The following is a 25,619-nucleotide window of genomic DNA, read 5'->3' on the forward strand; positions in this document are numbered from 1 at the left end:
AATTAGGAGGCGTTTTTTATGCGAGTTGTTCTGGGCCCTATGGAGGGCGTTTTAGACCATTTGATGCGAGAGATATTAACTGACATCAACGACTATGATCTGTGTGTCACAGAATTCGTTCGCGTGGTCGATCAGTTATTGCCAGAACACGTATTCTATCGCCTCTGCCCAGAGCTAAAACAAGGCTCACACACCAAATCCGGTGTCCCAGTTCATATCCAGCTGTTAGGACAAGACCCTCATTGGATGGCTGAAAATGCGGTTCGCGCAGCTGAACTGGGAGCGAAAGGCGTTGATATCAACTTCGGTTGCCCAGCAAAGCTAGTAAACAAAAGTAAGGGCGGAGCTGCACTACTTCAGCATCCTGAGCTTATTCATCGCGTGGTCAAAGCCTGTCGTGAAGCCGTACCAGAAGGTACTCCACTCACAGCCAAAATTCGCCTTGGTTGGGATAACCCAGAAGACTGTTTCGAGATCGTAGATGCTATTCAAAGCGCTGGTGCAGACGAACTCACTGTTCACGCACGCACAAAAACGGGGGGTTATAAGGCCAGCGAAATTAAGTGGGACTATATCAACCAGATTCGTCAGCGCTTTACTATCCCATTAATTGCGAATGGCGAGATTTGGAACTTCGATGATGGTCAAGCCTGTATCGAAACCACGGGTGTCGACTCTCTAATGGTATGCCGTGGCGCGTTCAATGTGCCTAACTTGGGCAATGTAGTTAAGCATAATCACACCGTGATGCCTTGGACAGAAGTGGTCAAACTGCTGCTACTTTACTCGCAATACGAAATGAAAGGCGATAAAGGCCTCTACTACCCAAATCGAGTCAAGCAATGGTTCTCCTACTTACGTCATGAGTACCCTGAAGCCAATGAGCTCTTTCGTGAAATTCGTACCTTTAACAAGGCTGAGCCGATTGTAGAACGTATTAAGGAATACCAAACTCAGTTATATGTGGCCTAAAACACCAACCTGTTTTTACCACTATTTTTGGCCTCATAGAGCTTTTCATCCGCGGCTTTGAATAGACTTTCAAAGTCGCTGTTTTCTTCAGATTTAACTATCTCTACTCCCCCCGAGACCGTAAACCCACCCTCTACAACATTTGCAGAATACCGACCAATTGCCTCGCGTACACGCTCCATCGTCATACGCATCTTTTCAACGTCTCGACCACGAAGATAAACCACGAACTCTTCGCCCCCAAAACGAGCTACAGCATCACTGTCTCGAATACTCTTTTCAATTTGCTCAGCCATGAAACAGATCGCATCGTCGCCGACATCATGACCATAAGCGTCATTGATCGATTTAAAGTTATCAATATCCAGCACGGAAAGCGCAAGATACTCACTATGAGTTGTGTTTCTAAGGAAGGCTTCCATTCCACGTCGATTAAGTAATCCTGTCATTGGGTCTCTCGCAGCTAGATCTCTAAAGTAACTTCTTTCAACGTGCGTATTCACATAAAACAGTACAGTAACGAGCAGTATGTATAAGCAAAGCGTCACAACTAAGCTGTACTTCTCGAACAGAAAGAAGTTTTTAATTTCAGCTTGCATATCAAGTTCGTAATAAAGCATATGGTTGGAAACAATACCGTTAATACCCAACATATACTCTCTTACCGCATTGTCCGTCGGCTGAGAATTATGGACATTGATCAGGTGAATAGCGCTGGCCAGCTTAGATTCTGACGCAAGTAATTGATTAACATCGACTTGAAGCGTCAAAACGCCTTCTTGCTGAGTCGAGCTATAAACAGGGGCACTTAAATTCAAAAGCTTTAGCTCGGGCATGCTTAATGTTTCAGGACCATAAATCGCAATAAAGTCTTTACGACTACCTGGCTCTCGAAACAAACCTCGCGCGCGAATCAAAGCATTATCCAATAAAGGCTTGGTGATTCTTTTAGCAAGCGTATCTGGAGAAGACATGATGAACCCGTCGAAGTCGACGTAGTGAATACCAAACAAAAAAGCATCAATATCGTGCAAGAACGAAAGTAATGGTGCCATAGAAACATGATCAGTCACATCTTGGTACAGCGCACTTTCCTGCTGACACAAAGACTTGTCACCCACCAGCATATAACTGATGTCGACTGAAGGAATGTCGAGTGTTTTGTTCTCTGCCAAAAGGAGGGCGTCAATCGGCCACATTTTACATAAGCCGTCTTCAATCTTCCTGTTGTGCTCCAGTAAAAGGCCAGTACCTGACTTGTAGTAATTACTGAAGCTGTAATCCAGCGCAGTAACCACTTTTGTTGCCCGTTCAAGAGAAGTTTCGATGCGCTGATATTCATCATCGATATCGCGATTGACCGCATCTAGATAGTTTTTTATCGTGAGAGCAAGCAATATGGCAGCGATCACTGCGGGAACAAAAATAACAAACTTAAGACTGAAATGCCCTTTCACCTTCATTAGGGGGAGTGCCTTGCAAATTAATAAAGCCCATTCATAGGATAATCTACAAAATGGGCTTTAGATAGAAACTTGTTAGAACTCAAAGCAATAAGGTTAAGGTATCGTTAACTTCCACTTATCAGTTAAGGAGAAGGCTATCGTCCGCCAGTTCCTCTCCTCTTACTTTAGAGAACATCTCTAGTAAATCTGGCACTTGCATATTCGCTCTTTGCTCACCAGCCACATCAAGCACAATCTCTCCCTGATGGAGCATCACGGTGCGATCACCACACGCTAGCGCATCCTTCATTGAGTGTGTCACCATCATCACGGTCAAATTAAATTCAGTCACAATTTTCTTTGTCAAATCAATGATGAATGCCGCCATTCTTGGATCAAGTGCGGCAGTATGCTCATCAAGTAGTAGCAGCTTGCTATCAGATAGCGTTGCCATCACTAGGCTTACAGCCTGACGCTGACCACCCGATAGCAGGCCGATGTTGTCACCTAAACGGTCTTCCAGCCCTAGCCCAAGAATGCTGATACGCTCTTGAAACAGTTTGCGACGCTTACTTGATAAAGACAGACTCCAGCCGCGCTTTTTTCCGCGCATATAAGCTAAAGCCATGTTTTCTTCTATCGTAAGATCACCGCAGGTTCCCGCCAGTGGGTCCTGGAATACTCGGGCACATTGACGCGCTCTTTGATCAACAGTTTGCCGTGTGACATCCAACTCATTAATGACAACTCGTCCGCCCACCATTGGCGTTTCACCCGTCACAGCCCCTAACAATGTTGACTTACCGGCGCCATTAGAGCCAATAACCGTCAAAAATTGATGTTCAGGGACTTCCAGTGAAACACCTTTCAGGGCTGGATTTTCAAGAATGGTTCCAGGATTAAAAGTGACTTGAATGTTCTCAAGCTGAATCATGCTGCATCTCCTGATTTTTCTACCTGCTTAGATATGACTTTGTTCTGAGCAGGTGAACTAGGCTTTTTTGATTTGAAGTTTCCTTTTAGCTTCGGCGCAATCAGCGCAATTGCTACCAGAATCGCTGTAACCAAGTTAAGATCAGAGGCTTGTAGACCAAACATTCCTGTACTTAATGCAAATGCCACAGCAAGTCGATATAGCACAGAGCCTACAATAACAGCCAGCACAGCCACCCATATCTTTCTCCCAGGAATGAGCGTCTGCCCCAAGATAACTGCAGCAAGACCAACAACAATAGTACCCACTCCAGAAGTCACATCTGCAAAGCTGTTAGTCTGGGCAAATAGAGCACCAGCAAAACCAACAAAGCCATTCGATAGAGCAAGACCAAAATAAGTGTAAAAGGACGTACTGCCACCTTGTGCGGATACCATACGCGCATTAACACCCGTTGCACGTAAACCTAAGCCAAAATCACTGTTAAGGAGCCTAACAACAAACCATGCCGAAACGAGCACGAGTATCCCAACCAACAATGGGCGCATTAGCATCGGGTCACCAATTGCTTCAAATGGAGTCAGAATCGTTTCTTCCCCTAATAAGGCCATATTCGGGCGACCCATAATGCGAATGTTGATCGAGAATGCAGCGATCATGGTAAGAATGGAGGCGAGAAGGTGAAGGATCCCACACCTAACCGCTAGAAAAGCCGTCACCCAGCCGGTTGCCGCTCCCGCTAAGATAGCCATTGCGGTTGCAACCCAAGGGTTGATACCCGCAACGATTGCCGTCGCAGCCACAGCGGCTCCCATAGGGAAACTGCCGTCAACACTGAGGTCGGGGAAATCCAATACCCGAAAAGTCAGGTAAACGCCCAATGCCACTAACCCGTAAAGCAGGCCAATCTCAAGCGCACCAAAAAAAGCAAAAGCAGACATAACAACTCCCTTTTCTGCCTTAAAAAAAAGAACGCATAGCGCGTTCTCTTTTTGGGTTACTTAACGCTAGTTGCGCGATCAAGTACTGATGCTGGAATCGTCACACCCAGCTTTTTCGCCGCCGTCTCATTAACGACTAAATCAGACCCTTTGGCAACTTTAACGTCTAATAAACCTGGCGCCGAACCTTCAAGAATCGCCGCAACATAGTCTGCTGTCTGAACGCCAACTTGATAGTAATCAAAACCTAAGCTAGCAATCGCGCCTTTTTCAACATATGAAGTCGCACCACCCAGAACAGGTGTCTTGGCCTGATTCGCCGCTACAATCATACCTTCAATCGCACTGGCAACAGTATTATCTGTCGGTGCATAAATCACATCAGACTTCTCCGCAATTGCCTGAGTCGCAGACTGGACATCAGCACTCTTTAGCGCCGTAGCTTCTACAATTTCAATACCCTGCGCTTTTGCACTCTCTTTGAGTAGTTCCACTAAAGTGACAGCATTCGCTTCTCCAGGGTTAAACACAACACCGATGGATTTCACATCTGGCATGATTTCCTTAATCAGTTCGACATGTTGACTCACTGGGGAAAGATCAGATAAGCCCGTGACGTTCTTTCCTGGTTTCTCCATGCTCTTTACTAATTTAGCGCCTACCGGGTCCGTAACGGCCGTGAATACAACAGGAATTGAGCGCGTTGCTGATACTAAAGCTTGTGCAGTCGGAGTAGCAATACCAACTAGAACGTCAGGCTTTTCACCGACAAACTGGCGAGCAATCTGTACGGCAATCGCAGGGTTGCCTTGGGCCGTTTTGTAGTCAAACTCGAGATTTTTTCCTTGTTCATAGCCCTTTGATTTCAAGCCATCAATAAGCCCCTGGCGAGTGGCATCCAGTGCCGGGTGCTCAACGATCTGTGATACAGCTACTTTGGCTGTCTTCGCCATGATGCTTGTTGATGACAGTAGTGCTGCTCCTGCCAATACAGCGGTAGCAATAACTTTTCCTGCTTTCATCTCGACTCCTTGATTACAGCATTATTGATGTGATGTTGTGTGCGGTTAGTGTTTATATAATTATTGATTGAGTTGCACATTTTCTGTGCACATCATTCATTATTACCAATAACTTAGAAAAATTGGAAGGGAGTTTTAACAATTAATCAACAAACTTAGAGGTGTGTATACGGCTAATTTTTAATCGCCTGAATCAGGATATTTCTCGGCGTAATTTTTTTAGCACAAAAAGCTTCAACAGATACTTGGTAACCATGCTCTGCAAGATACAAAGCCTTATCTAGTACCAACCACATTTCCAGACTGCGACGAAACTGTTGTTGAACAAGGCTTAGCCTCTCCATTTTCCAATAACGTTGTTCACCTTTCGCTTCAAATTCCGCGAACGACACATTCGTTGGCAAATCCAGCTGTTTCTGATCGGCCGCCCATTGGCAAAAAGCGCCGAATCCATCGGCCAACAAGGACTTTTTAACACTTGGTACTGGTATGTAATCTTGATGACCACCGACTTCTTTCAATAGCAGGTCCAAACCGAGCCGGTAGCTCATTTCGAGAAAGCGATGCCGTTTAACTCGCTCACCACCTGTAACGGTTTCCTGAAGTGGTATACGCAGCTCTGGCTTTGTTAGCTTAAGTGCTGACGAACAAGCAAGCTTAGACAAAGGGCAATACTTATCCTGTTGGATAAGGTGGTAACAACAAGGCGAGATGCTTAATGCTGGCAATCCAACCGAAACTGCCTTTTCAATCAAAGAAACATGCAAATCGCCGCATGCATGTAATGCAACCGCATGCTGTTTAGGGTTAAGTGCTTGCTTTGCGTCAGCGGAAAGCGCATCTCCTTGGACAAACCTCATGGGTAAGTTCTGTTTATCCGCTTCTTGCTGACCCGAATCACACAACATTTGTTGAAACTCGAAACTGGTCACTGGCTGCTGACTTTGACTGGCAAGTATACGGCCCAAGAAGCCTTTACCTGAGCACCATTCAAGCCATTCACTGCCTTGATGAGAGCGTAACGCTGCTTCCCCCATCGACACAATCTGTTCAAGCTTCCTACCCGGAACTCCTGTCTCAATACCTCGTTCCAATTGCAAACCGTATAAAGTAGAGCTGGTGAGCTGAGTGAGGTCATGAACGATAGATAGAGCAGGGATAAATTGCTCAAGGGCTTTATGGAGTTGCTCGGGGGCAGATTTCAACTCTTCAATTTGTTGAGGGCAAAGTTCAGTAAGCCATTGGCACAACTGAGGGTGTTCAGCTTGCCAAGGTAATTGATCATCATAGCTAGAAAAGAAGGGCTCAAAGCGCCAAAATTTCTGATGAGATAAGAGAAATGAATCGAGTTGTTGAAATGTGTCTTGCATGCTTCCCCCTGGCAAGGGTTTATTCTAGAGGGAAGCAAGGTGAGAAGAAAGTTTCTAGCGTACCGGTAGTTCAATATCTTTAAACATTTCTTCAATTTCCGCGCTCGACTTCAGAGAGAGAGCTTGCTCAACGACTGGACGAGTCAAATGCGGAGCAAATCGTTCCATAAAATCGAACATGTACGAGCGAAGGAAAGTGCCTCGGCGGAAACCAATGCTGGTCGTACTCGCACCGAAAATATGGCTAGCGTCGATCGCAACTAAATCTTCATCCTGCTCTTTATCGATAGCCATGCTAGCAATCACGCCAACCCCAATCCCCATACGAACATAGGTCTTAATCACATCGGCGTCTGTCGCAGTGAAAACTACTCGTGGCGTCAAGCCGACCTTATTGAAGGCTGTATCCAATTCTGAACGTCCGGTAAAGCCGAACACGTATGTAACCAACGGATAAGAGGCGAGATCTTCAATTGAGATTTTACCTTTCTGAGCCAAAGGGTGCTCTTTGGGTACAACAATTGAACGATTCCAGTGATAACAAGGCAGCATGATGGCATCTTGATACAAATGCAGAGCTTCCGTCGCAATCGCAAAATTTGCCGTTCCCTTAGCTATCGCTTCAGACATCTGTGTCGGCGTACCTTGATGCATGTGAAGCGACACTTTAGGATATCGAGCGGTAAAGCCTTTAATTACGTCTGGCAACGCATAACGTGCTTGAGTATGGGTGGTCGATATATTCAAGGTTCCCATTTCAGGATGCGTGTGCTCTCCAGCAACCGCTTTAATACTTTCAACACGTGCAAGAATTTCCTGAGAAATGCGGATAATATCTTCGCCCGCTGAAGTCACTTGAGTCAGGTGTTTACCACTTCGCTCAAAAATCTGAATGCCAAGCTCATCTTCAAGCAAACGAACCTGCTTACTGATGCCAGGTTGAGAGGTGTATAAACTCTCGGCAGTAGCAGATACATTCAGATTGTGGTTAACTACCTCAACAATATACTTCAGTTGTTGTAACTTCATTCTCGACCCCGTAATCCCTTACTCGACGCCCCATTCTGAGCAAATATAGTTTATAATATTTAGTTATAACGCCTCTTGGTTAAAATTGATAGCACAATTGACTATTTGGGTACTTTATAAAGAGTAATTTCTGATTTGGATGACTTTTTTGTAAGCAATAACTCAAAAATTACCCATAGATCAGAGTTTTCGTTAATAATTAGCCATGGAAACGTAATAATACAAAATAGGTGCAGTGGTTCTTAAGAATCGTGTATCCTTACTCGCTAGCCAACAAAACATAAGATACGGAATTTATGAATATTGGGTTAATCATAGCTTTAGTTGCCATCTTACTGGTGTTAGTGCTTGGCTATAACATCATGCTCCAGTACAAAGTCAAAGTTGAAACAGCAAGAAAGCAAGAAGGTGCCAGATACCTCGCCATCATCGATGCGACAGAAGAGCTGATTGGCCACGCACACCACATGCCGTACAGCAAAGAACTACTGGTTTGTCTGAATACTCGAATTCTTGACGCTGTCGAAAGCATGTTTGAGCTGGATCCAAAGAATAAGCAGCTGGAACAACGCGTTGAACATGTTAAGCAGCAAATACAGCAATTAAAGAGCGACAAAAAAGGTGGCGAGAGCACCTCGTTCAAGACGCCAAGTAGCGACAAGCAAGCAATTGTGATGTTGAAGCTGGTTAAGCGCTTACGTGACACTATTCGTAGTGAACATAATAAAGGCCGATTTGAGACTCAAGCTTATGTTGCTGAAAACGCTCGTCTAGAGACCATTCAGATTCGTATTAACATCGAGAACGTAATTAAACGCGCTAATGATGCCATTGTTCGTGGTCAACCTGGCACTGCGATTCAGTTATTGCGTAAAGGCCTCGATGCACTGAGCAATAAAAACGATAATTACTCGAATCAAGCCAGAGAAAAGCTCCAAGAAATGTACGATGACCTAGAGCAGAAACGCCAATCTAAAAATGCAGAAGAGCTTCATCAGATTGAAGAAGACCAACGCAAAAATGATATGGACGAGCTCTTTGGCGAAAAGAAAAAATGGTAATATAATCCACTCAGTCCGTTTCCAAAAGGTCGCTTATGCGGCCTTTTCTATTTATTGAATAACATCATGATCGATTTGAAAAGCTACGACACCTTACTGGAACCAATCAACAGTTTTCTTCAGTGTGCCACACCGGAAGAGTGGATCACCGAAGCCAGTAAACCAGATAACCTAAAAACCGTTCTTATCGATCATTTGTTGTGTGAGCTTAAGGCTGGCCAGTCGGCGATGTATTTAATTCGTAAGTATGCGGTAGACAAAAGCAGCGCTCACAACTTGCTGAACTGGTTTAAGCCCTACGAAGATTTCGCTTATAGAAAAACAGGCAGCTTGGAAACTCTCAAGGGTAAAAGCAATATTTCGAAAGCGATCATGGCCAAATCTGATTCGCCTTATAGTCAGGACTTGATAGACAAAATGGTGTTGCTAATCAAAGAAGAGTTACATCACTTCTATCAGGTTTTGGAAATTATGGATAGCCGAGGCATTGCCTACAAACCTGTACAAGCGAGCCGCTACGCAAAAGGGCTACTTGCAAGTATGGCAACTCACGAACCGCAAACACTCATAGACAAATTGATCATTGGAGCATACATTGAAGCACGTTCCTGTGAACGCTTTGCAAAGCTCGCTCCTCATATGGATGAAGATATTGCTAAATTCTATATCTCGCTGCTTCGTTCGGAAGCACGCCATTATCAGGACTACTTAAGCCTTGCTGAAGAGATCGCTGGCGAAGATATCTCACATAGAGTCGCTTACTTTGGTCAACTCGAAGCCGACTTAATCACCAGTCCTGATAGCGACTTTAAATTCCACAGCGGTACTCCCCTTAAAAACTAACCACTCTGCACTAAATATTAAAAAGGATGCCAAATTGGCATCCTTTCTTTTGCTTAGATTATTTATTTGGAGGCGGGACTCGGGTCCAAAAGTGCATTGCCCAACCCAGCAGCATACAACTTCTTACTCACTCGATTGAGTGCCTCTGCTTCATTGGCACCAATCACCAAACTCCCTTTGCTGCGTAAAACTTCAATCATAGATTCAATGCAGTTAGCATCGCTGTCGACACCTGACAGTTTTGAGCGAATAAAGCCAAACCAGTCATAGTTCATCTTCTCTTTTACTTTATCGAGAACTTCTTGGCTAGCGACCTGAAACTCGGCTCTGGAGTCAAATGCTTCCTGATTGGTCCGTGCGATATCATAGATAATGTGTGCTTTTTTCTTCGCAACCAGCATACCCGGGATATTGAGCTGTAGTTCAGCGATTTGGCCGTTACTCATCTTAAGAAAGAACTTGATATCCTTATAGCCACTGCCATCGGCCTCGACATTAAATCGCTCTAAATTAGAGCCCGATTTAGCGAGCTGGTAACGGTCTTTCAATGCTTTTTGATATTGAGCAACAGCCCTGAACTCCTCAGTACGGCAGATGAACAGTTTCGCCCCCTGAAGGTCTCTAAAGCTTTTTACTTTCACTGTAATACGAGCACAGTCCTTTAAGTCGCCAACATCGTTAGTACGCTCTCGGGTGGTAATTTTTGCCAAGGCTCCACTGTAGCTCTTAATACCGCCGTAAGCACCGGGAGGAAAGCTGATTTCAGCACCAAACGCCACTTTCAATCTTTGAGCAAAGGTATTCAATTCGACCTGAGCTTGAATGATCTCTTTGAACATAAGGAACAGCTGCTTGCGCTTTAACTTAGCATTGGCAACCTGATTTTTAGCCTTAAAATCCATCGCGCTTGTATCGAGTACTTTCTTCCCTGCATCATTGGTCACTAAATACTGGGACAAATCTTCGTCTAGATATTCCGCAAGATGAGCATCATCGGTCAATATGTCGAGCATCAGCTTACACATCTTGCCTTCTTCAGTTCGTTGGAAGCTCTTCGATTTCAATTTGGCTTTGAGCTCTGCGAGACCAGACTGATAATCCGCTTGGTTCACCAGACGGAAGCCCTGAGATAAGTGAGTGGATTGTTCGATGCGCTTTAAAACCTCCGCTTTCACCTTAGCCACATCTGCTGGTGTTACTTTTTTGGTTGCTGCATCAGTCAAAGCTTCGCTAGCGCCAACTGACGCCGATAATGTATCAGTCATAACCAACTCCTTGTTTAGAGGTTCATTATAGTCACTAAATCCAAGCTAAACGAAAAGCAGACTAATAACTAGCATGAATGTTTATAATATCGAGAGGTTGTACCTGTAACGAAAAAAAATCGCCAGTCAAACTGGCGATTTACAAAACTCTAGATACTGAGTGACTGGTTGATATCCATCAAGACTTTGTCAGGATCCGCAGCTTGAGTAATTGGACGACCGATAACTAAATAATCTGAACCTGCTTGAATTGCATCGACTGGCGTCATGATGCGTTTCTGATCCCCTACAGCAGCCCCTGCTGGACGGATGCCTGGTGTAATCAACTTGAACTCACGCCCTAACTCACTCTTCAGCATTGAAGACTCTTGAGCAGAGCACACAACCCCATCCAACCCAGAGTTTTTGGTCAATGTTGCTAGACGAATAACTTGCTCTTTTGGCTCAACGTTGAGTCCGATGCCGGTAAGATCACTTTGCTCCATGCTGGTTAACACAGTCACACCAATCAGTAACGGGCGGTCTTTACCATATGGCTCTAGGATATCGCGTGAAGCCGCCATCATGCGCTCCCCTCCACTCGCATGAACATTCACCATCCATACACCAAGCTCCGCGGCTGCTCGCACTGCTTTCGAGCATGTGTTCGGAATATCATGGAATTTTAGATCCAGGAATACTGAAAAGCCGCGCTTGTGTAGCTCTTTAACGAAATCAGGACCAAACAGCGTGAACATTTCTTTACCAACTTTCAATCGACAAGAGCTTGGATCAATTCTGTCTACGAAAGTAAGGGCGTCAGCTTGATTGTCGTAATCCAGTGCAACAATAACTTTTTGGTCAATCATTTCATCTCCTACTAACTAATTACATGCCTAAAAAAAGCAGCGGGATCACCGCTGCTATTTTCTTGATTGGAATCCCCAATCGAATTTCTTATTCACCATCAAGGCCTCTAATTGGCTTGATGGTTCCCCAACCTTTACATGATGGACAATGCCAGTACATTGAATGGGTAGAGAAACCACACTTACGACATCGGTAATGAGGTTTAACTTTTAACTGCTCTCCCACCAGTTTTTGCAACGTCTGCAAACTCGCTTTTGCTCGGCCTTCTTCCGCGTCGGCCAAATGATAATCCATCAAACGATAAAAACCTTTCATGGTTGGATTTTTAACGAGCTGACGAGTGAGTAGCTCCTGCGCAGAACCAGAACCTTCATGTTGAGCAACCATTTGAGCAAGCATGAGCTCTGCCGAGACGCCAGCCTTGGAGACAATACATTGGCGTAAAAAGTCCAGTAACTCCTCTTCCTGCCCTAAATGATGGTAACAGTCTGCCAATGTTGGGAGTACTTCGCTAATAAAGTCGATGTCCTGCTCAATCACCATCTCCATGTACTTAATGGTCTGAGCATAATCTTCAACCTCAAGATAGAGCTTACCTAGGGCGATGCTGGCACGAACACATTTTGGGTCTTCAGACAGTGCGCGCTTAAAGTGCTGAATCGCTCGACTATTATCACCGTCCGCTTTTTCTTGCATTGCAAGCTCACACCAAAAATGTGCGATGCTTGTACGCATACGTTTTCTACCTAATTTTACCAACTGGGTCGCGTATTGGATCGCTTTGCCCCATTCCCGTGTTTGTTGGTAGATCGACACTAACTGTTGCAATGCAGCTTCACGGTGTTCAGGCTCATCAACAAGCTGCTCAAAGATTTTCTCAGCGCGGTCAAGAAAACCCGATGCCATGTAATCCTTAGCTAGTTGCTGAAGAGCTATGTTTTTTTGGTCTATGGTCAGCCCAGAACGAGAAATTAAATTCTGGTGAATACGGATGGCGCGATCGACTTCTCCACGAGAACGGAAAAGGTTACCTAAGGCCAAATGTGTATCTATCGTTTCGTTGTCGACCTGAAGAAGTTCGATAAAGTGGTCTACCGCTTTATCCGATTGATCGGACAATAGCAGGTTAAGACCCGTCACATACTGACGAGAGATTTGGTTGGAGTGCTTCTGCTTGTCTTGCTGGGCACTGCGATTACCCATATACCAACCGTATGCTGCTGCGATTGGTAGTAACAAGAAGAGTATTTCTAACATTGAGTAAAAAGCCTACCTATACAACTTATTGGGCTTTAACCTGTTGAGGTTCACTCTCTGGAGGTGAAAGTTTTTTCACTTGTTTTTTCAGCTTGCGTAGTTGCATTTGAGAACGTAGATGTAAACTACCGAAGATAATCCAAGCCAAAACAAAGCCAGTCACAAACACTACACCTAGTAGTGTCGAAAGATGAAACTCACCTTGTGCCAGTAAGTAGTTAAAGTTGACTACTTCCTGGTTCTGAGAGCCTAAAGCCAGTGCAATTAAAAATAGGGCCAGCACGATAACAATTTTTATAATTTTCATGTTCTATCACCTAAGTCGATATCTGCCGATACGATTATGCAGTAAAACCCTTGAACAAACCATGCCTATCTCAGAATTTCATTTCATAAAAAAGCGGCATACACTACGTATGCCGCCTCAATAATAAGTATTTTGAAATTAGTCGAGGTTAACGCGCTCTCGTAATTCCTTGCCTGGTTTAAAGTGAGGGACGTATTTGCCCTCCAGCTCTACTTTCTCGCCCGTTTTTGGGTTTCGGCCTACACGAGGCTCGCGGTAATGCAGAGAGAAACTACCGAATCCACGAATTTCGATTCTATCGCCAGTTTCTAGTGTCGAAGCCATATGCTCTAAAATGTCTTTCACAGCATCTTCAATCTCTTTCGCTGAAAGATGGGTTTGCTCAGCGCAGAGTCTCTCAATCAGTTCAGACTTAGTCATAGTTTCCCTCGTAGAGTAGTTTATCACTTATTATAGTAAGTAATACCAATTCCAACAAACACTTGCTATCAATTCTAGACACAAACCAACAATTTGCGCAATTCCAAATCGCGTTTTATCAGAGTCACTTGCTGAGATTGGTATTAAGACTATTTTAGCTCAATCCATAAAAAAGGAGCCTTTCGGCTCCTTTTTCAATAAAGCGAGATATTATTCGCCTTTAGCTGCTTTGAAAGCGTCAGCCATTGCGTTACCGAACGAAGCGTCATCTGCTTTGTTCAGAGAAGCCATTGCTTCTTGCTCTTCTGCTTCATCTTTAGCTTTAACAGATAGATTGATTACGCGGTTCTTACGGTCTACACCAGTGAACTTCGCTTCAACGCTATCGCCAACGCTTAGGATTAGAGAAGCATCTTCTACGCGGTCGCGAGAAACTTCAGAAGCGCGGATGTAACCTTCTACGCCTTCTTCAAGCTCGATAGTTGCACCTTTAGCGTCTACTGCAGTAACAGTACCGTTAACTAGTACACCTTTCTTCTTCTCAGAAACGTAAGCATTGAATGGGTCATTTTCCATTTGCTTAACGCCTAGAGAGATACGCTCACGCTCTGCGTCTACTGCTAGAACAACTGCAGAGATTTCGTCGCCTTTCTTGTACTCACGTACTGCTTCTTCACCTGCAACATTCCAAGAGATGTCAGATAGGTGAACAAGACCGTCGATGCCGCCTTCTAGACCGATGAAGATACCGAAGTCAGTGATAGACTTGATCTTACCAGTAACTTTGTCGCCTTTAGCTTGCGCTTCAGCGAAAGACTGCCATGGGTTAGCTTTACACTGTTTCAGACCTAGAGAGATACGACGACGTTCTTCGTCGATTTCAAGAACCATAACCTCAACTTCGTCGCCAACATTAACAACTTTAGATGGGTGGATGTTCTTGTTAGTCCAATCCATTTCAGAAACGTGTACTAGACCTTCAACGCCTTCTTCGATTTCAACGAAACAGCCGTAGTCAGTTAGGTTAGTAACGCGACCAGATAGTTTGTGACCTTCTGGGTAACGCTTAGCGATTGCTACCCATGGATCTTCGCCTAGCTGCTTAAGACCTAGTGATACGCGAGTACGCTCACGGTCGAACTTAAGAACTTTAACTTGGATCTCGTCACCAACGTTCACGATCTCAGAAGGGTGCTTAACGCGCTTCCAAGCCATGTCTGTGATGTGTAGAAGACCGTCAACACCACCTAGATCTACGAATGCACCGTAGTCTGTTAGGTTCTTAACGATACCTTTAACTTCTGCGCCTTCTTGTAGAGACTCAAGAAGCTCATCACGCTCAACGCTGTTCTCAGACTCGATTACCGCACGGCGAGAAACAACTACGTTGTTACGCTTCTGGTCAAGTTTGATAACTTTGAACTCTAGCTCTTTGTTTTCTAGGTGAGCAGTGTCGCGGATTGGACGTACGTCTACTAGAGAACCTGGAAGGAAAGCACGGATACCGTTTAGTTCAACAGTGAAACCGCCTTTAACTTTACCGTTGATGATACCAACAACAGTTTCAGCTTCTTCGTAAGCTTTCTCAAGAACGATCCAAGCTTCGTGACGCTTCGCTTTCTCACGAGAAAGTTGAGTCTCACCGAAACCGTCTTCAACAGCGTCTAGCGCTACGTCTACTTCAGAACCAACTTCAACTTCAAGTTCGCCAGCAGCGTTCTTGAACTGTTCAGCAGGGATTGCAGACTCAGACTTAAGACCAGCGTCAACAAGAACGAAACCGTTCTCGATAGCTACTACAGTACCTTTAACGATAGTACCTTGTTGGAATTCAGTCTCGTTTAGAAACTCTTCAAAGAGTTGAGCAAAAGATTCAGTCATTTATTTAATCTTCAATAAATTAAACGTCCACGGGTATCCTACCGCGTGGGGTTATTAAATTCGCCAGTCATCATCCATGCGACCAACGCTCTGACCTAGCCGCCTAAACGACTAGCTTAGATTCGATATATTGTAGTGCCTTTTCTACCACTTCGTCGATACTCATCGAAGTAGAATCTAGCAACAGCGCATCCTCAGCGGGGCGTAATGGCGCCACCGGGCGGTTACGATCTCGATCGTCACGCTCTTGGATCTCGCTCAAAAGGTCGTCAAATTTAACATCTAACCCTTTGCCTTGCAACTGTTTAAGGCGGCGGTTCGCACGCTCTTCAGCACTAGCATCAAGGAAGATTTTGGCTTCAGCTTCAGTGAACACAACAGTTCCCATATCACGGCCATCAGCTACAAGGCCGGAGCCTTCAGCAAAAGCACGCTGACGACGCAGTAAAGCTTCACGAACGCGAGGAAACGCAGCTACTTTTGAAGCGGCCATTCCGGTTTCTTCTTTGCGTAACTCACCTGAAACATCTTCGCCTTCCAAGATGACTTTCACTAAGTCACCTTCTGCGATGAACTGTACGTCTAGATGAGTGGCCAAGGGGACAAGCGCATCTTCAGATTCTAGGTCAACGCCATGATGAATCGCAGCTAAAGCCAATACTCGATAAATCGCACCGGAATCCAGTAAGTGAAAGCCAAGCTTCTTCGCCAGAAGCATACAGAGAGTGCCTTTACCTGCACCACTTGGTCCATCAACGGTTACAACCGGCGTATGAGACGACATGTTTTACTCCACATTAGTTGAAAATAATAGCCATTGAGCTGACCAATATTCGGCGTGAATTATAGTGGGATTCGCCTCTTCGCACCAGAGAGTATTGACAGTAAAAAGCCAAAAAATAGAGCGCTTAGCGCTCTATCAATTTACAACTTTATACGACTGAGGTTTTTGTCTATTAAAGCGGGGCCAATACCTTTAACCAAAGCCAAATCAGTCACCTTCAAAAAGGGACCGTTTTCGTCCCTATATTGAACAATAGCCTCAGCTTTTTTCGCACCAACACCAGTTAGTAGCGCCGCTAATTCAGCCGCTTCAGCCGTATTAACATTCACTGTAATCTCTATTCCAGCGTATTCTGAGTTGGTGGTTTTTTCAGCCGATACAGTAGTTGGGCTATATACCGCGAGCACCATTACAAGACTCGTCCAAAGTATGCGTAGCATTTCCCATATTCCTCTATGTCACTTGGTGGAATAGATACCGTAGAGGAACCTAACAATAGGAGTAGAGAAAACAGCGCATAATAAAACGGGCTGCAAATGCAGCCCGTTATGAGTAGCCTATCAATTACATCAACTAGGATTACTGAGTCACAACGTAATATTCGATATCGATAGTTTTACGAAGAATATTGATTAAGCCAGAAAGATCTTGTTGTGCGTTCATCTGGGTTAACTGATTACCAATCTGTTCGTTGTACTGCGCATTAACATCAGATTTCACATCGGTCAGCTCAACCACAACGATGTCACCGTTGAAATCTTTAGCTTGAGCGAACTCCACTTGACCACTGCTTGGCTTCTTCATCGAGAAGACAACATCAGCCAACGGAGAGCTACGATCAATGTTTTCCGAGTCACTGAACGCAAGACCATTTTCAGTCATTAGGTCTTTGTTACCCTTCTTCAGCTCTGCAACCAAATTGTCGGCAAGCTCAATTGCGCTTTGCTCCCCTTTAACTTTCGCCAGCGCCGTTGTCACTTGCTCACGAACTTCGTCTAGTGGAAGCACTGTTTCGTCACGCGCATCTTCTACACGAACAACAATCACGTGTTCAGGTGCCACTTCAATCACTTCTGAGTTCAACCCGTCTTCTTTTACTTCAGGGCTTAAAATGGCCTGCATTACAGCAGGTGCTTTTAACAACTCTGGCGCATCAGCTTGAGAAATGAAGTCTGTCGTGTGAATTTCAGCTTTGATTGCGTCAGCAGCATCATCCAGAGAATCAGGGTACTCAAATGCGACCGTTTCTAGCTGACTTTGTAGCTCATAGAACTGGTCGATCGCTTGCTGATCTTTTAGCTCTTGCTTGATTTCTGAAGCCACTTCTTCATATGGCTTAGCTACCGAATCTTTCAACTCGTCCAGTTTAATGATGTGATAGCCAAAATCAGATTTCACCAAACCTGTCACGTCACCAGCCTTCTTCAGAGCAAACGCGGCCTCTTCAAATGCTGGGTCCATAACATCACGCTCGATCCAACCTAGAGAGCCGCCTTCTGAAGCACTTCCAAAGTCATCAGATTTCTCTTCTGCTAGCGTCGCAAAATCTGCACCAGCATTGAGTTCATCCAAAATCGCTTGGGCTTTCGCTTCATCATCACCTTCAATCAGGATGTGACTAACACGACGCTGCTCTTCCGACGAGTACTTATCAAGATGCTCTTGGTAATATTGTTTTACCTGCTCATCAGAGACGTCAATAGTATCTTTCAACTGCTGAGCAGAAAGCTCAACATACGCCACTTTAACCTGTTCAGGACGAGTATAACGCTCTGGGTTTTGAGTGTAGTAGTCGTTAATTTCCTGTTCTGACAATTCAGCTTTAGATGCAAAGTCTGACAATGAAAGCGTTACTTTCTTGATTTCACGCGTTTGAGTCAAAAGCTTGCTTTGAGCTTCCACTTCTCCCTCAAGAGAAAAGTCGCTCGCTTGAATTGCAGTCAGGAGTTGATTGCGAACCAAGTCTCTGCGCAGATATTCGGCAAAGCTATCTGGCGAGAAGCCTGCACGACGAAGAGACGCTTGGTAAATCTCTTGGTCAAACTTTCCATCTACTTGGAACTGTGGCATATCGACAATCATGCTACGAACTTGAGAGTCACTGACACGTAGACCTAAAGACTCAGCGTGTTGCTCTAGCAGCAAATCGTTAATCATTCGGTCAAGCACTGACTTGCGGAAAGACTCAACGTAGTTTGGGTCTGCTAGCAGAGTTGAGAAATAATCACCAAGCTGAGCTTGCATGCGATTACGTTCGTTCTGATAAGCTTGTTCAAACTCACCACGACCAATCTCGACGTTACCAACCTTTGCTGCTGAGTTATTGCTACCGCCAACGATGTAGCTGCCAACACCGGCAAAGACAAAAGATAGGATGATTAATCCAAGGATAATTTTAACCGCGATGCTATTAACGCCTTCGCGTAATCGATCCATCATATTTAAAACACTCTCCGCGTGTAGACCGCACTAGCTCTAATCGTTGCTAACACGACGTACGTTATAATTAAAATCAGATAGCGCGATAATACCAGAAAAAGAAATGCGCATCAGTATGATGCGCATAATTTAAAAAGGTTCGATAAAAACTGCCGCTATCGGCAATTTTCAGACTAGTTGCAGGAGTCTTTTAGAGCTTTACCAGCTTTGAACGCAGGAACTTTTGCTTCTGCGATTTGAATTTCTTCACCAGTCTTTGGGTTACGACCTGTACGAGCGGCACGAGTACGTACGCTGAATGTACCGAAACCAACTAGAGCAACTTGGTCGCCAGACTGAAGAGTGTCGCCCACAGCTTCAATGAATGCGTCTAGAGCGCGGCCTGCTGAAGCTTTTGAAAGGTCAGCGTTTTCTGCAATTTTTTCTACTAATTGTGTTTTATTCACTGTGATTCCCCTTTGCGCCACCTGTTATTATTTTTAAAGGCAGCTTTCGTTCCATTTCAATTTTAAAGTAACTCCAACCCCTTATACAACAAGGCCTGAAGCTATGTGGGTAACGTTAGCGTCCAAAAAAAACGCTGACAAGCCTTTTTATGCTTATCAGCGTAATCTTTTACTTATTTTTGCTGCACATCACTATTTTACAGCAGCAATTTCGACACCTGACGGGTCTTTTTCTAGCGCAACTTTAAGAACATCATCAATCCATTGCACCGGAATCACCTTAAGATCAGCGATAACGTTGTCTGGAATCTCTTCCAAATCACGCTCATTATCTTTAGGAATCAGTACCGTTTTGATGCCTCCACGGTGTGCCGCCAGTAGTTTTTCTTTCAAACCACCGATAGGTAAAACTTCACCACGAAGGGTAATTTCACCTGTCATTGCCACTTCAGCTTTTACCGGGTTACCTGTCAGGCTAGAAACAAGCGCTGTACACATTGCGATACCCGCACTTGGGCCATCTTTCGGTGTTGCACCTTCAGGAACGTGGACATGAATATCACGTTTCTCATAAAAGTCAGAGTTGATGCCCAATTTCACAGCACGAGAACGAACTACTGTCATCGCCGCTTGAATCGATTCTTGCATCACGTCGCCAAGAGAGCCGGTTTGAGTCAGCTTACCTTTGCCCGGCATCGCTTCTGTTTCAATCGTGAGAAGATCGCCACCGACTTCAGTCCATGCCAGACCCGTAACTTGACCAATGCGATTGCTGTCGTCCGCTTTACCGTAATCGTGACGCTGAACACCTAAGTACTCTTTCAGGTTATCCATGTTCACAGTGACCGTTTTAAGGTTGCTATCGAGCAGGATATTTTTCACCGCTTTACGGCAGATCTTCGAGATTTCACGCTCTAGGCTACGTACACCCGCTTCACGTGTGTAATATCGAATAATGCCAATGATTGCAGAATCTTCAATCTCAATTTCACCCAGTTTCAAACCGTTACGTTTGATCTGTTTTTCAACTAAGTGACGTTTCGCAATGTTGAGTTTCTCGTCTTCGGTGTAACCAGATAGACGAATTACTTCCATACGGTCTAACAGAGGACCTGGAATGTTCATTGAGTTAGACGTCGCAACGAACATCACGTCAGATAGGTCGTAATCCACCTCTAGGTAGTGATCGTTAAATGCGTTGTTTTGCTCTGGATCGAGTACCTCTAATAGAGCTGATGAAGGATCGCCGCGCATGTCAGAAGACATTTTGTCGATCTCATCCAAAAGAAACAGCGGGTTTTTAACACCGACTTTGGACATTTTCTGAATCAGCTTACCTGGCATGGAACCAATGTAAGTACGGCGGTGACCGCGGATTTCAGCTTCATCACGTACACCACCCAGCGCCATGCGAGTGTATTTACGGCCAGTAGCCGCCGCAATTGAGCGACCCAAGGATGTTTTACCAACACCTGGAGGCCCTACTAGACACAAGATAGGCCCTTTCAACTTGTTAATGCGATTCTGTACCGCTAAGTACTCTAGGATACGTTCTTTAACGCGCTCCAGACCGTAGTGATCTTCATTCAACACTTCTTCGGCTTTTGCCAGATTCTTCTTAACTTTTGAGCGTTTGTGCCACGGTACACCCAGCATCCAATCAATGTAGCCACGAACAACCGTTGCTTCCGCAGACATTGGCGACATCATCTTCAGCTTCTGTAGCTCTTGCTCGGTCTTTTCGCGCGCTTCTTGCGGCATCTTAGAGTCGACGATTTTCTGCTTCAGCGTTTCGAACTCATCAACACCATCTTCAGTCTCACCCAGTTCTTTCTGGATGGCTTTCATCTGCTCATTCAGATAGTACTCACGCTGAGATTTTTCCATCTGCTTTTTAACGCGTGTACGAATACGTTTTTCAACTTGAAGCAGGTCAATCTCCGATTCCATCTGCCCCATCAGGAACTCAAGACGGTCGGTCACGTCCAACGTTTCCAGCACGATTTGCTTATCTGCCAGTTTTAGTGGCATGTGAGCAGCAATCGTATCAGCAAGGCGAGCCGCTTCGTCGATACCGTTGAGTGATGTTAGAACTTCAGGTGGAATTTTCTTGTTTAGCTTGATGAAGCCTTCAAACTGATTAATCGCACTGCGAACAATCACTTCTTCTTCGCGTTCATCGAGCTGCTCTGTCGTCAGATATTCTGCGTCAGCAGTAAAGAATTCGTCTTCTTCAAATTTATGAATTTTTGCTCGTTGCTGGCCTTCAACCAACACTTTTACTGTCCCATCCGGCAGCTTTAGCAATTGAAGAATGGTTGCCACGGTACCAACATCAAACAAATCGTCTTTTGCTGGCTCATCGGTTTCGGCTTTTTTCTGCGCAACTAGCAGTATTTGCTTGTTGTTATCCATTGCCGCTTCAAGGCAAGCAATCGACTTTTCACGTCCAACAAACAAAGGAATTACCATGTGCGGGTAAACGACTACATCTCTTAGAGGTAGTACGGGGATCTCGATACGTTCGGAACGTTCCAAGTTCATATTCTTCTCTCTTCCGCTTAGTCTTATGAGCAGTATATGGGGGCTAATTGGTTGGATTCAATGAAAGAATAAAAAAAAGGAGGTAAATGATTACCTCCTTAAATTATTCATTAATTTATGTGAATCTGATTAAGATTCTGCGCCCGCGGCCTGATTATCCGAGTTGCTGTAAATCAGCAGTGGGTCAGACTCACCATTAATCACTGATTCATCAATGACGACTTTGCTAACGTCATTCATGGATGGAAGCTCATACATGGTTTCCAACAGGACGCCTTCCAAGATTGAACGTAATCCACGAGCACCTGTTTTACGTTCCATCGCTTTCTTCGCAATAGCACGTAGAGCGTCTTCGCGGAATTCAAGCTCAGAGTCTTCTAGCTCGAACAACGCTGCGTACTGTTTGGTCAACGCGTTCTTAGGCTCACACAAGATCTGAATCAGTGCTTCTTCATCCAGCTCTGTTAGCGTTGTTGTCACAGGTAGACGACCGATGAACTCTGGGATCAGGCCATATTTAACCAAATCTTCTGGTTCAACCTGAGTGAAGAGCTCACCTACTGTCTTCGTTTCGTCTTTAGAGCGGACTTCAGCTCCAAAACCAATACCTGTACCCGTCGCAACACGCTGCTCAATCACTTTATCTAGGCCCGCAAATGCACCACCACAGATAAATAGGATCTTAGATGTGTCAACTTGAAGGAATTCTTGTTGAGGATGCTTACGCCCACCTTGAGGTGGAACTGAAGCCACCGTACCTTCAATCAGTTTTAGCAACGCCTGCTGAACACCTTCACCGGACACGTCACGAGTGATTGATGGGTTTTCAGCCTTACGTGAAATCTTATCGATTTCATCAATGTACACGATGCCGCGTTCGGCTTTTGCTACGTCATAGTCACATTTCTGCAGTAGCTTCTGAATGATGTTTTCAACATCTTCACCTACGTAACCGGCTTCGGTTAGCGTAGTGGCATCCGCCATTGTAAATGGTACATCTAGGAAACGCGCTAATGTCTCAGCCAGTAGTGTTTTACCACTACCCGTAGGACCAATAAGAAGGATGTTACTCTTACCGAGCTCAACACCTTCACTTGTCGTGTCTCCATTACGTAAACGCTTATAGTGGTTATAAACGGCTACTGCTAGCACTTTCTTAGCGTAATCTTGGCCAATCACGTAATCATCAAGGTGTTCACGAATCTCTCTTGGCACTGGCAGTGCTTCCGATTGTTTCTTCGGCAGAACATCTTTGATTTCTTCACGAATAATGTCGTTACACAAATCGACACATTCGTCACAAATGTAAACGGATGGACCAGCGATTAGCTTGCGAACTTCGTGCTGGCTTTTGCCGCAGAAAGAGCAGTAAAGAAGCTTACTACTACCGCTCTCTTTGCTTTTGTCTGTCATTCGCTAACCTCTTAGCCTTTACTCTTTATGATCTGAGTGTATATCAATTATAGCCAAAATGCTCTGGCAATTATTACTCACCGCGATGAGTTAGCACTGCATCGACCAAACCGTATTCAACAGCTTGATCAGCGGCCATAAAGTTATCACGGTCAGTGTCACGCTCAATCACCTCAAGAGGTTGACCTGTGTGTTCAGCAAGTAACTTGTTCAGTTTCTGTTTGATGGTCAGGATTTCCTGAGCGTGGATTTGGATGTCAGACGCCTGGCCCTGGAAACCGCCCAGAGGCTGGTGAATCATCACGCGAGAATTTGGTAGTACATAACGCTTGCCTGGCGCACCACCAGCAAGAAGGAAAGCACCCATTGAGCACGCTTGACCCATACATACCGTGCTGACGTTTGGCTTGATGAACTGCATAGTGTCGTAGATCGACATACCTGCAGTTACGCTGCCGCCCGGCGAGTTGATGTAGAGGAAAATATCTTTATCAGGATTTTCAGATTCTAAGAAAAGCAGCTGCGCCACGACAAGATTTGCCATGTGGTCTTCCACTTGACCAGTTAAGAAAATCACGCGCTCTTTTAATAAACGAGAGTAAATATCGTAAGAACGTTCACCGCGGGAAGTCTGTTCAACCACCATTGGTACCAGCGCGTCTAAAATTGGTGACATTGCATTTTTTTCTTGGTAGCTCATATTCTTATGTCCCTAAAATAAATGGCCCGGATGATAAATATCATACGGACCATTGTTAGCAGAATAGTTAACGTTCCGTCAACCTTCTACGCAAGATATTGCTTATTAAGCTGGCTGCTGTTGGTTCATTAGCTCGTTGAAGCTAACTTCTTTCTCAGAAACCTGTGCTTTAGCGATGATTGCATCGATAGCTTGCTCTTCAAGCGCAACGTTACGCATGTTGTCCATCATCTGAGTGTTTTGCTCGTAGTAAGCAATTACTTCTGATGGATCTTCGTATGCTGTAGCCATTTCTTCGATAAGCGCTTTCACTTTCTCATCGTCAGCTTTTAGCTCTTCAGACTTGATTACTTCACCTAGAAGAAGACCAACAACTACGCGACGCTTAGCTTGCTCTTCGAACAGTTCACGTGGAAGTTGCTCAGCTGCTTCTGGGTTGCCACCAAAACGCTGTGCAGCTTGCTGACGTAGTGTACCGATCTCTTGATCGATAAGTGCAGCCGGTACGTCGATTTCATTTTCGTTAACTAGACCGTCAATCGCTTGCTCTTTGATGCGGTTTTTAACTGCTTGCTTAAGCTCACGCTCCATGTTCTTACGAACTTCAGCTTTAAGAGCGTCAACGCCACCTTCAGCTACACCGAACTTAGAAACGAACTCATCGTTGATTTCAGGAAGCTCACGAGCTTCAACCTTGTTCACTTTGATCGCGAACTTAGCTGCTTTACCTTTTAGGTTTTCAGCGTGGTAATCTTCTGGGAATGTTACGTCGATGTCGAATTCCATACCCGCTGTTTTACCAGTGATACCGTCTTCGAAACCAGGGATCATGCGACCTGCGCCCATTTCTAGTGGGAAGTTCTCAGCTTTACCACCTTCGAACTCTTCACCGTCGATTGAACCAACGAAATCGATAGTTGCACGAGTACCTTCTTCAGCAGCTGAATCAACTTCTGCCCAAGTAGCTTGTTGCTTACGTAGAGTTTCGATCATCTCTTCAACGTCAGCGTCTTGAACTTCAGTTGTTGGCTTTTCAACAGTGATGTTCTCTAGACCTTTCAACTCAACTTCTGGGTAAACTTCAAAAGTAGCGTTGAATACTAGGTCTTCACCTTCTTTGCTCTCTACTGGAGCGAAAGTTGGTGCGCCTGCTGGGTTGATTTTTTCTTTAACGATCGCTTCGATGAAGTGGCGTTGCATTACTTCACCCATTACGTCTTGACGTACTGCTTTGCCGTACATCTTCGCAACCATTTTCAGAGGCACTTTGCCTTTACGGAAACCATCGAAACGACGGTTTTTAGCGATGTTGCGTAGTTCAGCTGTTACAGCATCTTCGATGTTAGCAGCAGGAACAGTAATGTTTAGACGGCGCTCTAGGCCCTCTAGCGTTTCAACAGTAACTTGCATTATTCATTAACCTCAAAACTGGCTCAGACTGAGCTGAGCGTATGTGCCCTAAAAACTTGAAAAGCTCAGGACCCATCCTTGTTTGCGCTCTAAGAGCACTCTTCGTAAATCGAGTATCGATAACCAAACGAGTCAGTTACCGGACTAATTAGCGATATCTTTCCAACCAAGTGGGTGAAAGGTATCTCCGATTAGCCTCAGGATAAAAATTCAGACGCAGCATTCTACCGACCTCGTCGGTCACTGTCGAGCCGATCACTAACATAGGTCAGGCTTTACCCTAAAAA

At 44.8% G+C, this 25,619-nt stretch carries 23 protein-coding genes; 3 read left to right on the forward strand and 20 right to left on the reverse strand.

Translation table 11 applies throughout. The features are described from left to right. Positions 1-18 precede the first annotated feature (18 nt). Complete coding sequence (gene dusC, locus QMA41_RS05555) at positions 19-972, forward strand: tRNA dihydrouridine(16) synthase DusC (RefSeq protein ID WP_065740486.1); 954 nt, start codon at positions 19-21, stop codon at positions 970-972. Here the strand turns inward: dusC and QMA41_RS05560 are convergent. The 6 genes from QMA41_RS05560 to cysB form a co-directional block, all read right to left on the reverse strand. Beyond that, positions 969-2,435, reverse strand: a complete 1,467-nt coding sequence (locus tag QMA41_RS05560) for a sensor domain-containing diguanylate cyclase (protein WP_281629078.1) — start codon at positions 2,433-2,435, stop codon at positions 969-971. The genes dusC and QMA41_RS05560 overlap by 4 nt on opposite strands. A gap of 121 nt (positions 2,436-2,556) precedes the next feature. After that, a complete protein-coding gene (locus QMA41_RS05565) occupies positions 2,557-3,351 on the reverse strand; it encodes an ABC transporter ATP-binding protein (RefSeq protein ID WP_006959315.1) in 795 nt (264 codons plus the stop codon). Beyond that, complete coding sequence (locus QMA41_RS05570; RefSeq protein ID WP_006959316.1) at positions 3,348-4,292, reverse strand: ABC transporter permease; 945 nt, start codon at positions 4,290-4,292, stop codon at positions 3,348-3,350. The genes QMA41_RS05565 and QMA41_RS05570 overlap by 4 nt, the downstream gene beginning before the upstream one ends. A 56-nt stretch (positions 4,293-4,348) precedes the next feature. Next, the gene (locus tag QMA41_RS05575) at positions 4,349-5,314 is read right to left on the reverse strand and encodes an ABC transporter substrate-binding protein (RefSeq protein ID WP_281629079.1); all 966 of its coding nucleotides are present in this window, start codon (positions 5,312-5,314) and stop codon (positions 4,349-4,351) included. A 173-nt stretch (positions 5,315-5,487) separates the two neighbouring features. After that, complete coding sequence (locus QMA41_RS05580; protein ID WP_281629080.1) at positions 5,488-6,684, reverse strand: methyltransferase; 1,197 nt, start codon at positions 6,682-6,684, stop codon at positions 5,488-5,490. Between the two features lie 54 nt (positions 6,685-6,738). Beyond that, the gene (gene cysB / locus QMA41_RS05585; protein WP_019277892.1) at positions 6,739-7,713 is read right to left on the reverse strand and encodes an HTH-type transcriptional regulator CysB; all 975 of its coding nucleotides are present in this window, start codon (positions 7,711-7,713) and stop codon (positions 6,739-6,741) included. 296 nt (positions 7,714-8,009) lie between these two features. Here cysB and QMA41_RS05590 point away from each other — a divergent pair, with 296 nt between their 5' ends. Continuing rightward, positions 8,010-8,774 (forward strand): hypothetical protein, encoded by a 765-nt coding sequence (locus tag QMA41_RS05590; protein WP_019277891.1) that lies wholly within the window; start codon positions 8,010-8,012, stop codon positions 8,772-8,774. A gap of 66 nt (positions 8,775-8,840) precedes the next feature. Next, positions 8,841-9,617 carry a tRNA isopentenyl-2-thiomethyl-A-37 hydroxylase MiaE gene (locus tag QMA41_RS05595; protein ID WP_281629081.1) on the forward strand — a complete coding sequence of 259 codons (777 nt, stop codon included), beginning with the start codon at positions 8,841-8,843 and terminating at the stop codon, positions 9,615-9,617. Between the two features lie 62 nt (positions 9,618-9,679). Here the strand turns inward: QMA41_RS05595 and QMA41_RS05600 are convergent, their stop codons facing one another. The 14 genes from QMA41_RS05600 to tig form a co-directional block, all read right to left on the reverse strand. Continuing rightward, complete coding sequence (locus QMA41_RS05600; RefSeq protein ID WP_281629082.1) at positions 9,680-10,882, reverse strand: hypothetical protein; 1,203 nt, start codon at positions 10,880-10,882, stop codon at positions 9,680-9,682. Positions 10,883-11,031: 149 nt separating this feature from the next. Next, positions 11,032-11,730 (reverse strand): orotidine-5'-phosphate decarboxylase, encoded by a 699-nt coding sequence (gene pyrF / locus QMA41_RS05605; RefSeq protein WP_006959329.1) that lies wholly within the window; start codon positions 11,728-11,730, stop codon positions 11,032-11,034. A gap of 88 nt (positions 11,731-11,818) precedes the next feature. Beyond that, positions 11,819-12,988 carry a lipopolysaccharide assembly protein LapB gene (lapB, locus tag QMA41_RS05610; protein WP_019277887.1) on the reverse strand — a complete coding sequence of 390 codons (1,170 nt, stop codon included), beginning with the start codon at positions 12,986-12,988 and terminating at the stop codon, positions 11,819-11,821. Between the two features lie 25 nt (positions 12,989-13,013). Then, a complete protein-coding gene (locus tag QMA41_RS05615) occupies positions 13,014-13,295 on the reverse strand; it encodes a lipopolysaccharide assembly protein LapA domain-containing protein (protein ID WP_021457153.1) in 282 nt (93 codons plus the stop codon). Between the two features lie 138 nt (positions 13,296-13,433). Next, positions 13,434-13,715, reverse strand: a complete 282-nt coding sequence (gene ihfB, locus QMA41_RS05620; RefSeq protein WP_006959336.1) for an integration host factor subunit beta — start codon at positions 13,713-13,715, stop codon at positions 13,434-13,436. Positions 13,716-13,925: 210 nt separating this feature from the next. Further along, a complete protein-coding gene (gene rpsA / locus QMA41_RS05625) occupies positions 13,926-15,596 on the reverse strand; it encodes a 30S ribosomal protein S1 (protein WP_006959338.1) in 1,671 nt (556 codons plus the stop codon). A 103-nt stretch (positions 15,597-15,699) separates the two neighbouring features. Beyond that, the gene (gene cmk / locus QMA41_RS05630; RefSeq protein WP_019277885.1) at positions 15,700-16,380 is read right to left on the reverse strand and encodes a (d)CMP kinase; all 681 of its coding nucleotides are present in this window, start codon (positions 16,378-16,380) and stop codon (positions 15,700-15,702) included. Positions 16,381-16,520: 140 nt separating this feature from the next. Further along, positions 16,521-16,820 carry a helix-hairpin-helix domain-containing protein gene (locus QMA41_RS05635; protein ID WP_281629083.1) on the reverse strand — a complete coding sequence of 100 codons (300 nt, stop codon included), beginning with the start codon at positions 16,818-16,820 and terminating at the stop codon, positions 16,521-16,523. 139 nt (positions 16,821-16,959) lie between these two features. Next, positions 16,960-18,819 carry a peptidylprolyl isomerase gene (gene ppiD, locus QMA41_RS05640; protein ID WP_281629084.1) on the reverse strand — a complete coding sequence of 620 codons (1,860 nt, stop codon included), beginning with the start codon at positions 18,817-18,819 and terminating at the stop codon, positions 16,960-16,962. Between the two features lie 173 nt (positions 18,820-18,992). Then, positions 18,993-19,265, reverse strand: a complete 273-nt coding sequence (locus tag QMA41_RS05645; RefSeq protein ID WP_004414742.1) for an HU family DNA-binding protein — start codon at positions 19,263-19,265, stop codon at positions 18,993-18,995. 192 nt (positions 19,266-19,457) lie between these two features. Continuing rightward, complete coding sequence (gene lon / locus QMA41_RS05650; RefSeq protein WP_019277882.1) at positions 19,458-21,809, reverse strand: endopeptidase La; 2,352 nt, start codon at positions 21,807-21,809, stop codon at positions 19,458-19,460. A 129-nt stretch (positions 21,810-21,938) separates the two neighbouring features. Next, positions 21,939-23,222, reverse strand: coding sequence for an ATP-dependent protease ATP-binding subunit ClpX (gene clpX / locus QMA41_RS05655; RefSeq protein WP_006959348.1), 1,284 nt, complete (start codon positions 23,220-23,222; stop codon positions 21,939-21,941). A 73-nt stretch (positions 23,223-23,295) separates the two neighbouring features. Continuing rightward, a complete protein-coding gene (gene clpP / locus QMA41_RS05660; protein ID WP_006959350.1) occupies positions 23,296-23,922 on the reverse strand; it encodes an ATP-dependent Clp endopeptidase proteolytic subunit ClpP in 627 nt (208 codons plus the stop codon). A 105-nt stretch (positions 23,923-24,027) separates the two neighbouring features. Continuing rightward, positions 24,028-25,332: a trigger factor gene (gene tig / locus QMA41_RS05665; protein ID WP_006959351.1), complete on the reverse strand. Its 1,305-nt coding sequence runs from the start codon at positions 25,330-25,332 to the stop codon at positions 24,028-24,030. Positions 25,333-25,619 lie beyond the last annotated feature (287 nt).

This window comes from Vibrio sp. St2 (assembly GCF_947311885.1).
Taxonomy (GTDB): Bacteria; Pseudomonadota; Gammaproteobacteria; order Enterobacterales; family Vibrionaceae; genus Vibrio; species Vibrio coralliilyticus.

Excerpts from the sequence above, each read along its gene's own strand:
- QMA41_RS05575 (WP_281629079.1), bottom strand. The coding sequence starts at position 5,314 with ATGAAAGCAGGAAAAGTTATTGCTACCGCTGTATTGGCAGGAGCAGCA.
- tig (WP_006959351.1), bottom strand. The coding sequence starts at position 25,332 with ATGCAAGTTACTGTTGAAACGCTAGAGGGCCTAGAGCGCCGTCTAAAC.
- QMA41_RS05590 (WP_019277891.1), top strand. The coding sequence starts at position 8,010 with ATGAATATTGGGTTAATCATAGCTTTAGTTGCCATCTTACTGGTGTTA.
- dusC (WP_065740486.1), top strand. The coding sequence starts at position 19 with ATGCGAGTTGTTCTGGGCCCTATGGAGGGCGTTTTAGACCATTTGATG.
- cysB (WP_019277892.1), bottom strand. The coding sequence starts at position 7,713 with ATGAAGTTACAACAACTGAAGTATATTGTTGAGGTAGTTAACCACAAT.
- QMA41_RS05635 (WP_281629083.1), bottom strand. The coding sequence starts at position 16,820 with ATGCTACGCATACTTTGGACGAGTCTTGTAATGGTGCTCGCGGTATAT.
- rpsA (WP_006959338.1), bottom strand. The coding sequence starts at position 15,596 with ATGACTGAATCTTTTGCTCAACTCTTTGAAGAGTTTCTAAACGAGACT.
- QMA41_RS05595 (WP_281629081.1), top strand. The coding sequence starts at position 8,841 with ATGATCGATTTGAAAAGCTACGACACCTTACTGGAACCAATCAACAGT.
- ppiD (WP_281629084.1), bottom strand. The coding sequence starts at position 18,819 with ATGATGGATCGATTACGCGAAGGCGTTAATAGCATCGCGGTTAAAATT.
- QMA41_RS05615 (WP_021457153.1), bottom strand. The coding sequence starts at position 13,295 with ATGAAAATTATAAAAATTGTTATCGTGCTGGCCCTATTTTTAATTGCA.
- QMA41_RS05560 (WP_281629078.1), bottom strand. The coding sequence starts at position 2,435 with ATGAAGGTGAAAGGGCATTTCAGTCTTAAGTTTGTTATTTTTGTTCCC.
- QMA41_RS05600 (WP_281629082.1), bottom strand. The coding sequence starts at position 10,882 with ATGACTGATACATTATCGGCGTCAGTTGGCGCTAGCGAAGCTTTGACT.
- QMA41_RS05570 (WP_006959316.1), bottom strand. The coding sequence starts at position 4,292 with ATGTCTGCTTTTGCTTTTTTTGGTGCGCTTGAGATTGGCCTGCTTTAC.
- ihfB (WP_006959336.1), bottom strand. The coding sequence starts at position 13,715 with ATGACTAAGTCTGAACTGATTGAGAGACTCTGCGCTGAGCAAACCCAT.
- pyrF (WP_006959329.1), bottom strand. The coding sequence starts at position 11,730 with ATGATTGACCAAAAAGTTATTGTTGCACTGGATTACGACAATCAAGCT.
- cmk (WP_019277885.1), bottom strand. The coding sequence starts at position 16,380 with ATGTCGTCTCATACGCCGGTTGTAACCGTTGATGGACCAAGTGGTGCA.
- clpX (WP_006959348.1), bottom strand. The coding sequence starts at position 23,222 with ATGACAGACAAAAGCAAAGAGAGCGGTAGTAGTAAGCTTCTTTACTGC.
- lon (WP_019277882.1), bottom strand. The coding sequence starts at position 21,809 with ATGAACTTGGAACGTTCCGAACGTATCGAGATCCCCGTACTACCTCTA.
- lapB (WP_019277887.1), bottom strand. The coding sequence starts at position 12,988 with ATGTTAGAAATACTCTTCTTGTTACTACCAATCGCAGCAGCATACGGT.
- QMA41_RS05580 (WP_281629080.1), bottom strand. The coding sequence starts at position 6,684 with ATGCAAGACACATTTCAACAACTCGATTCATTTCTCTTATCTCATCAG.
- clpP (WP_006959350.1), bottom strand. The coding sequence starts at position 23,922 with ATGAGCTACCAAGAAAAAAATGCAATGTCACCAATTTTAGACGCGCTG.
- QMA41_RS05565 (WP_006959315.1), bottom strand. The coding sequence starts at position 3,351 with ATGATTCAGCTTGAGAACATTCAAGTCACTTTTAATCCTGGAACCATT.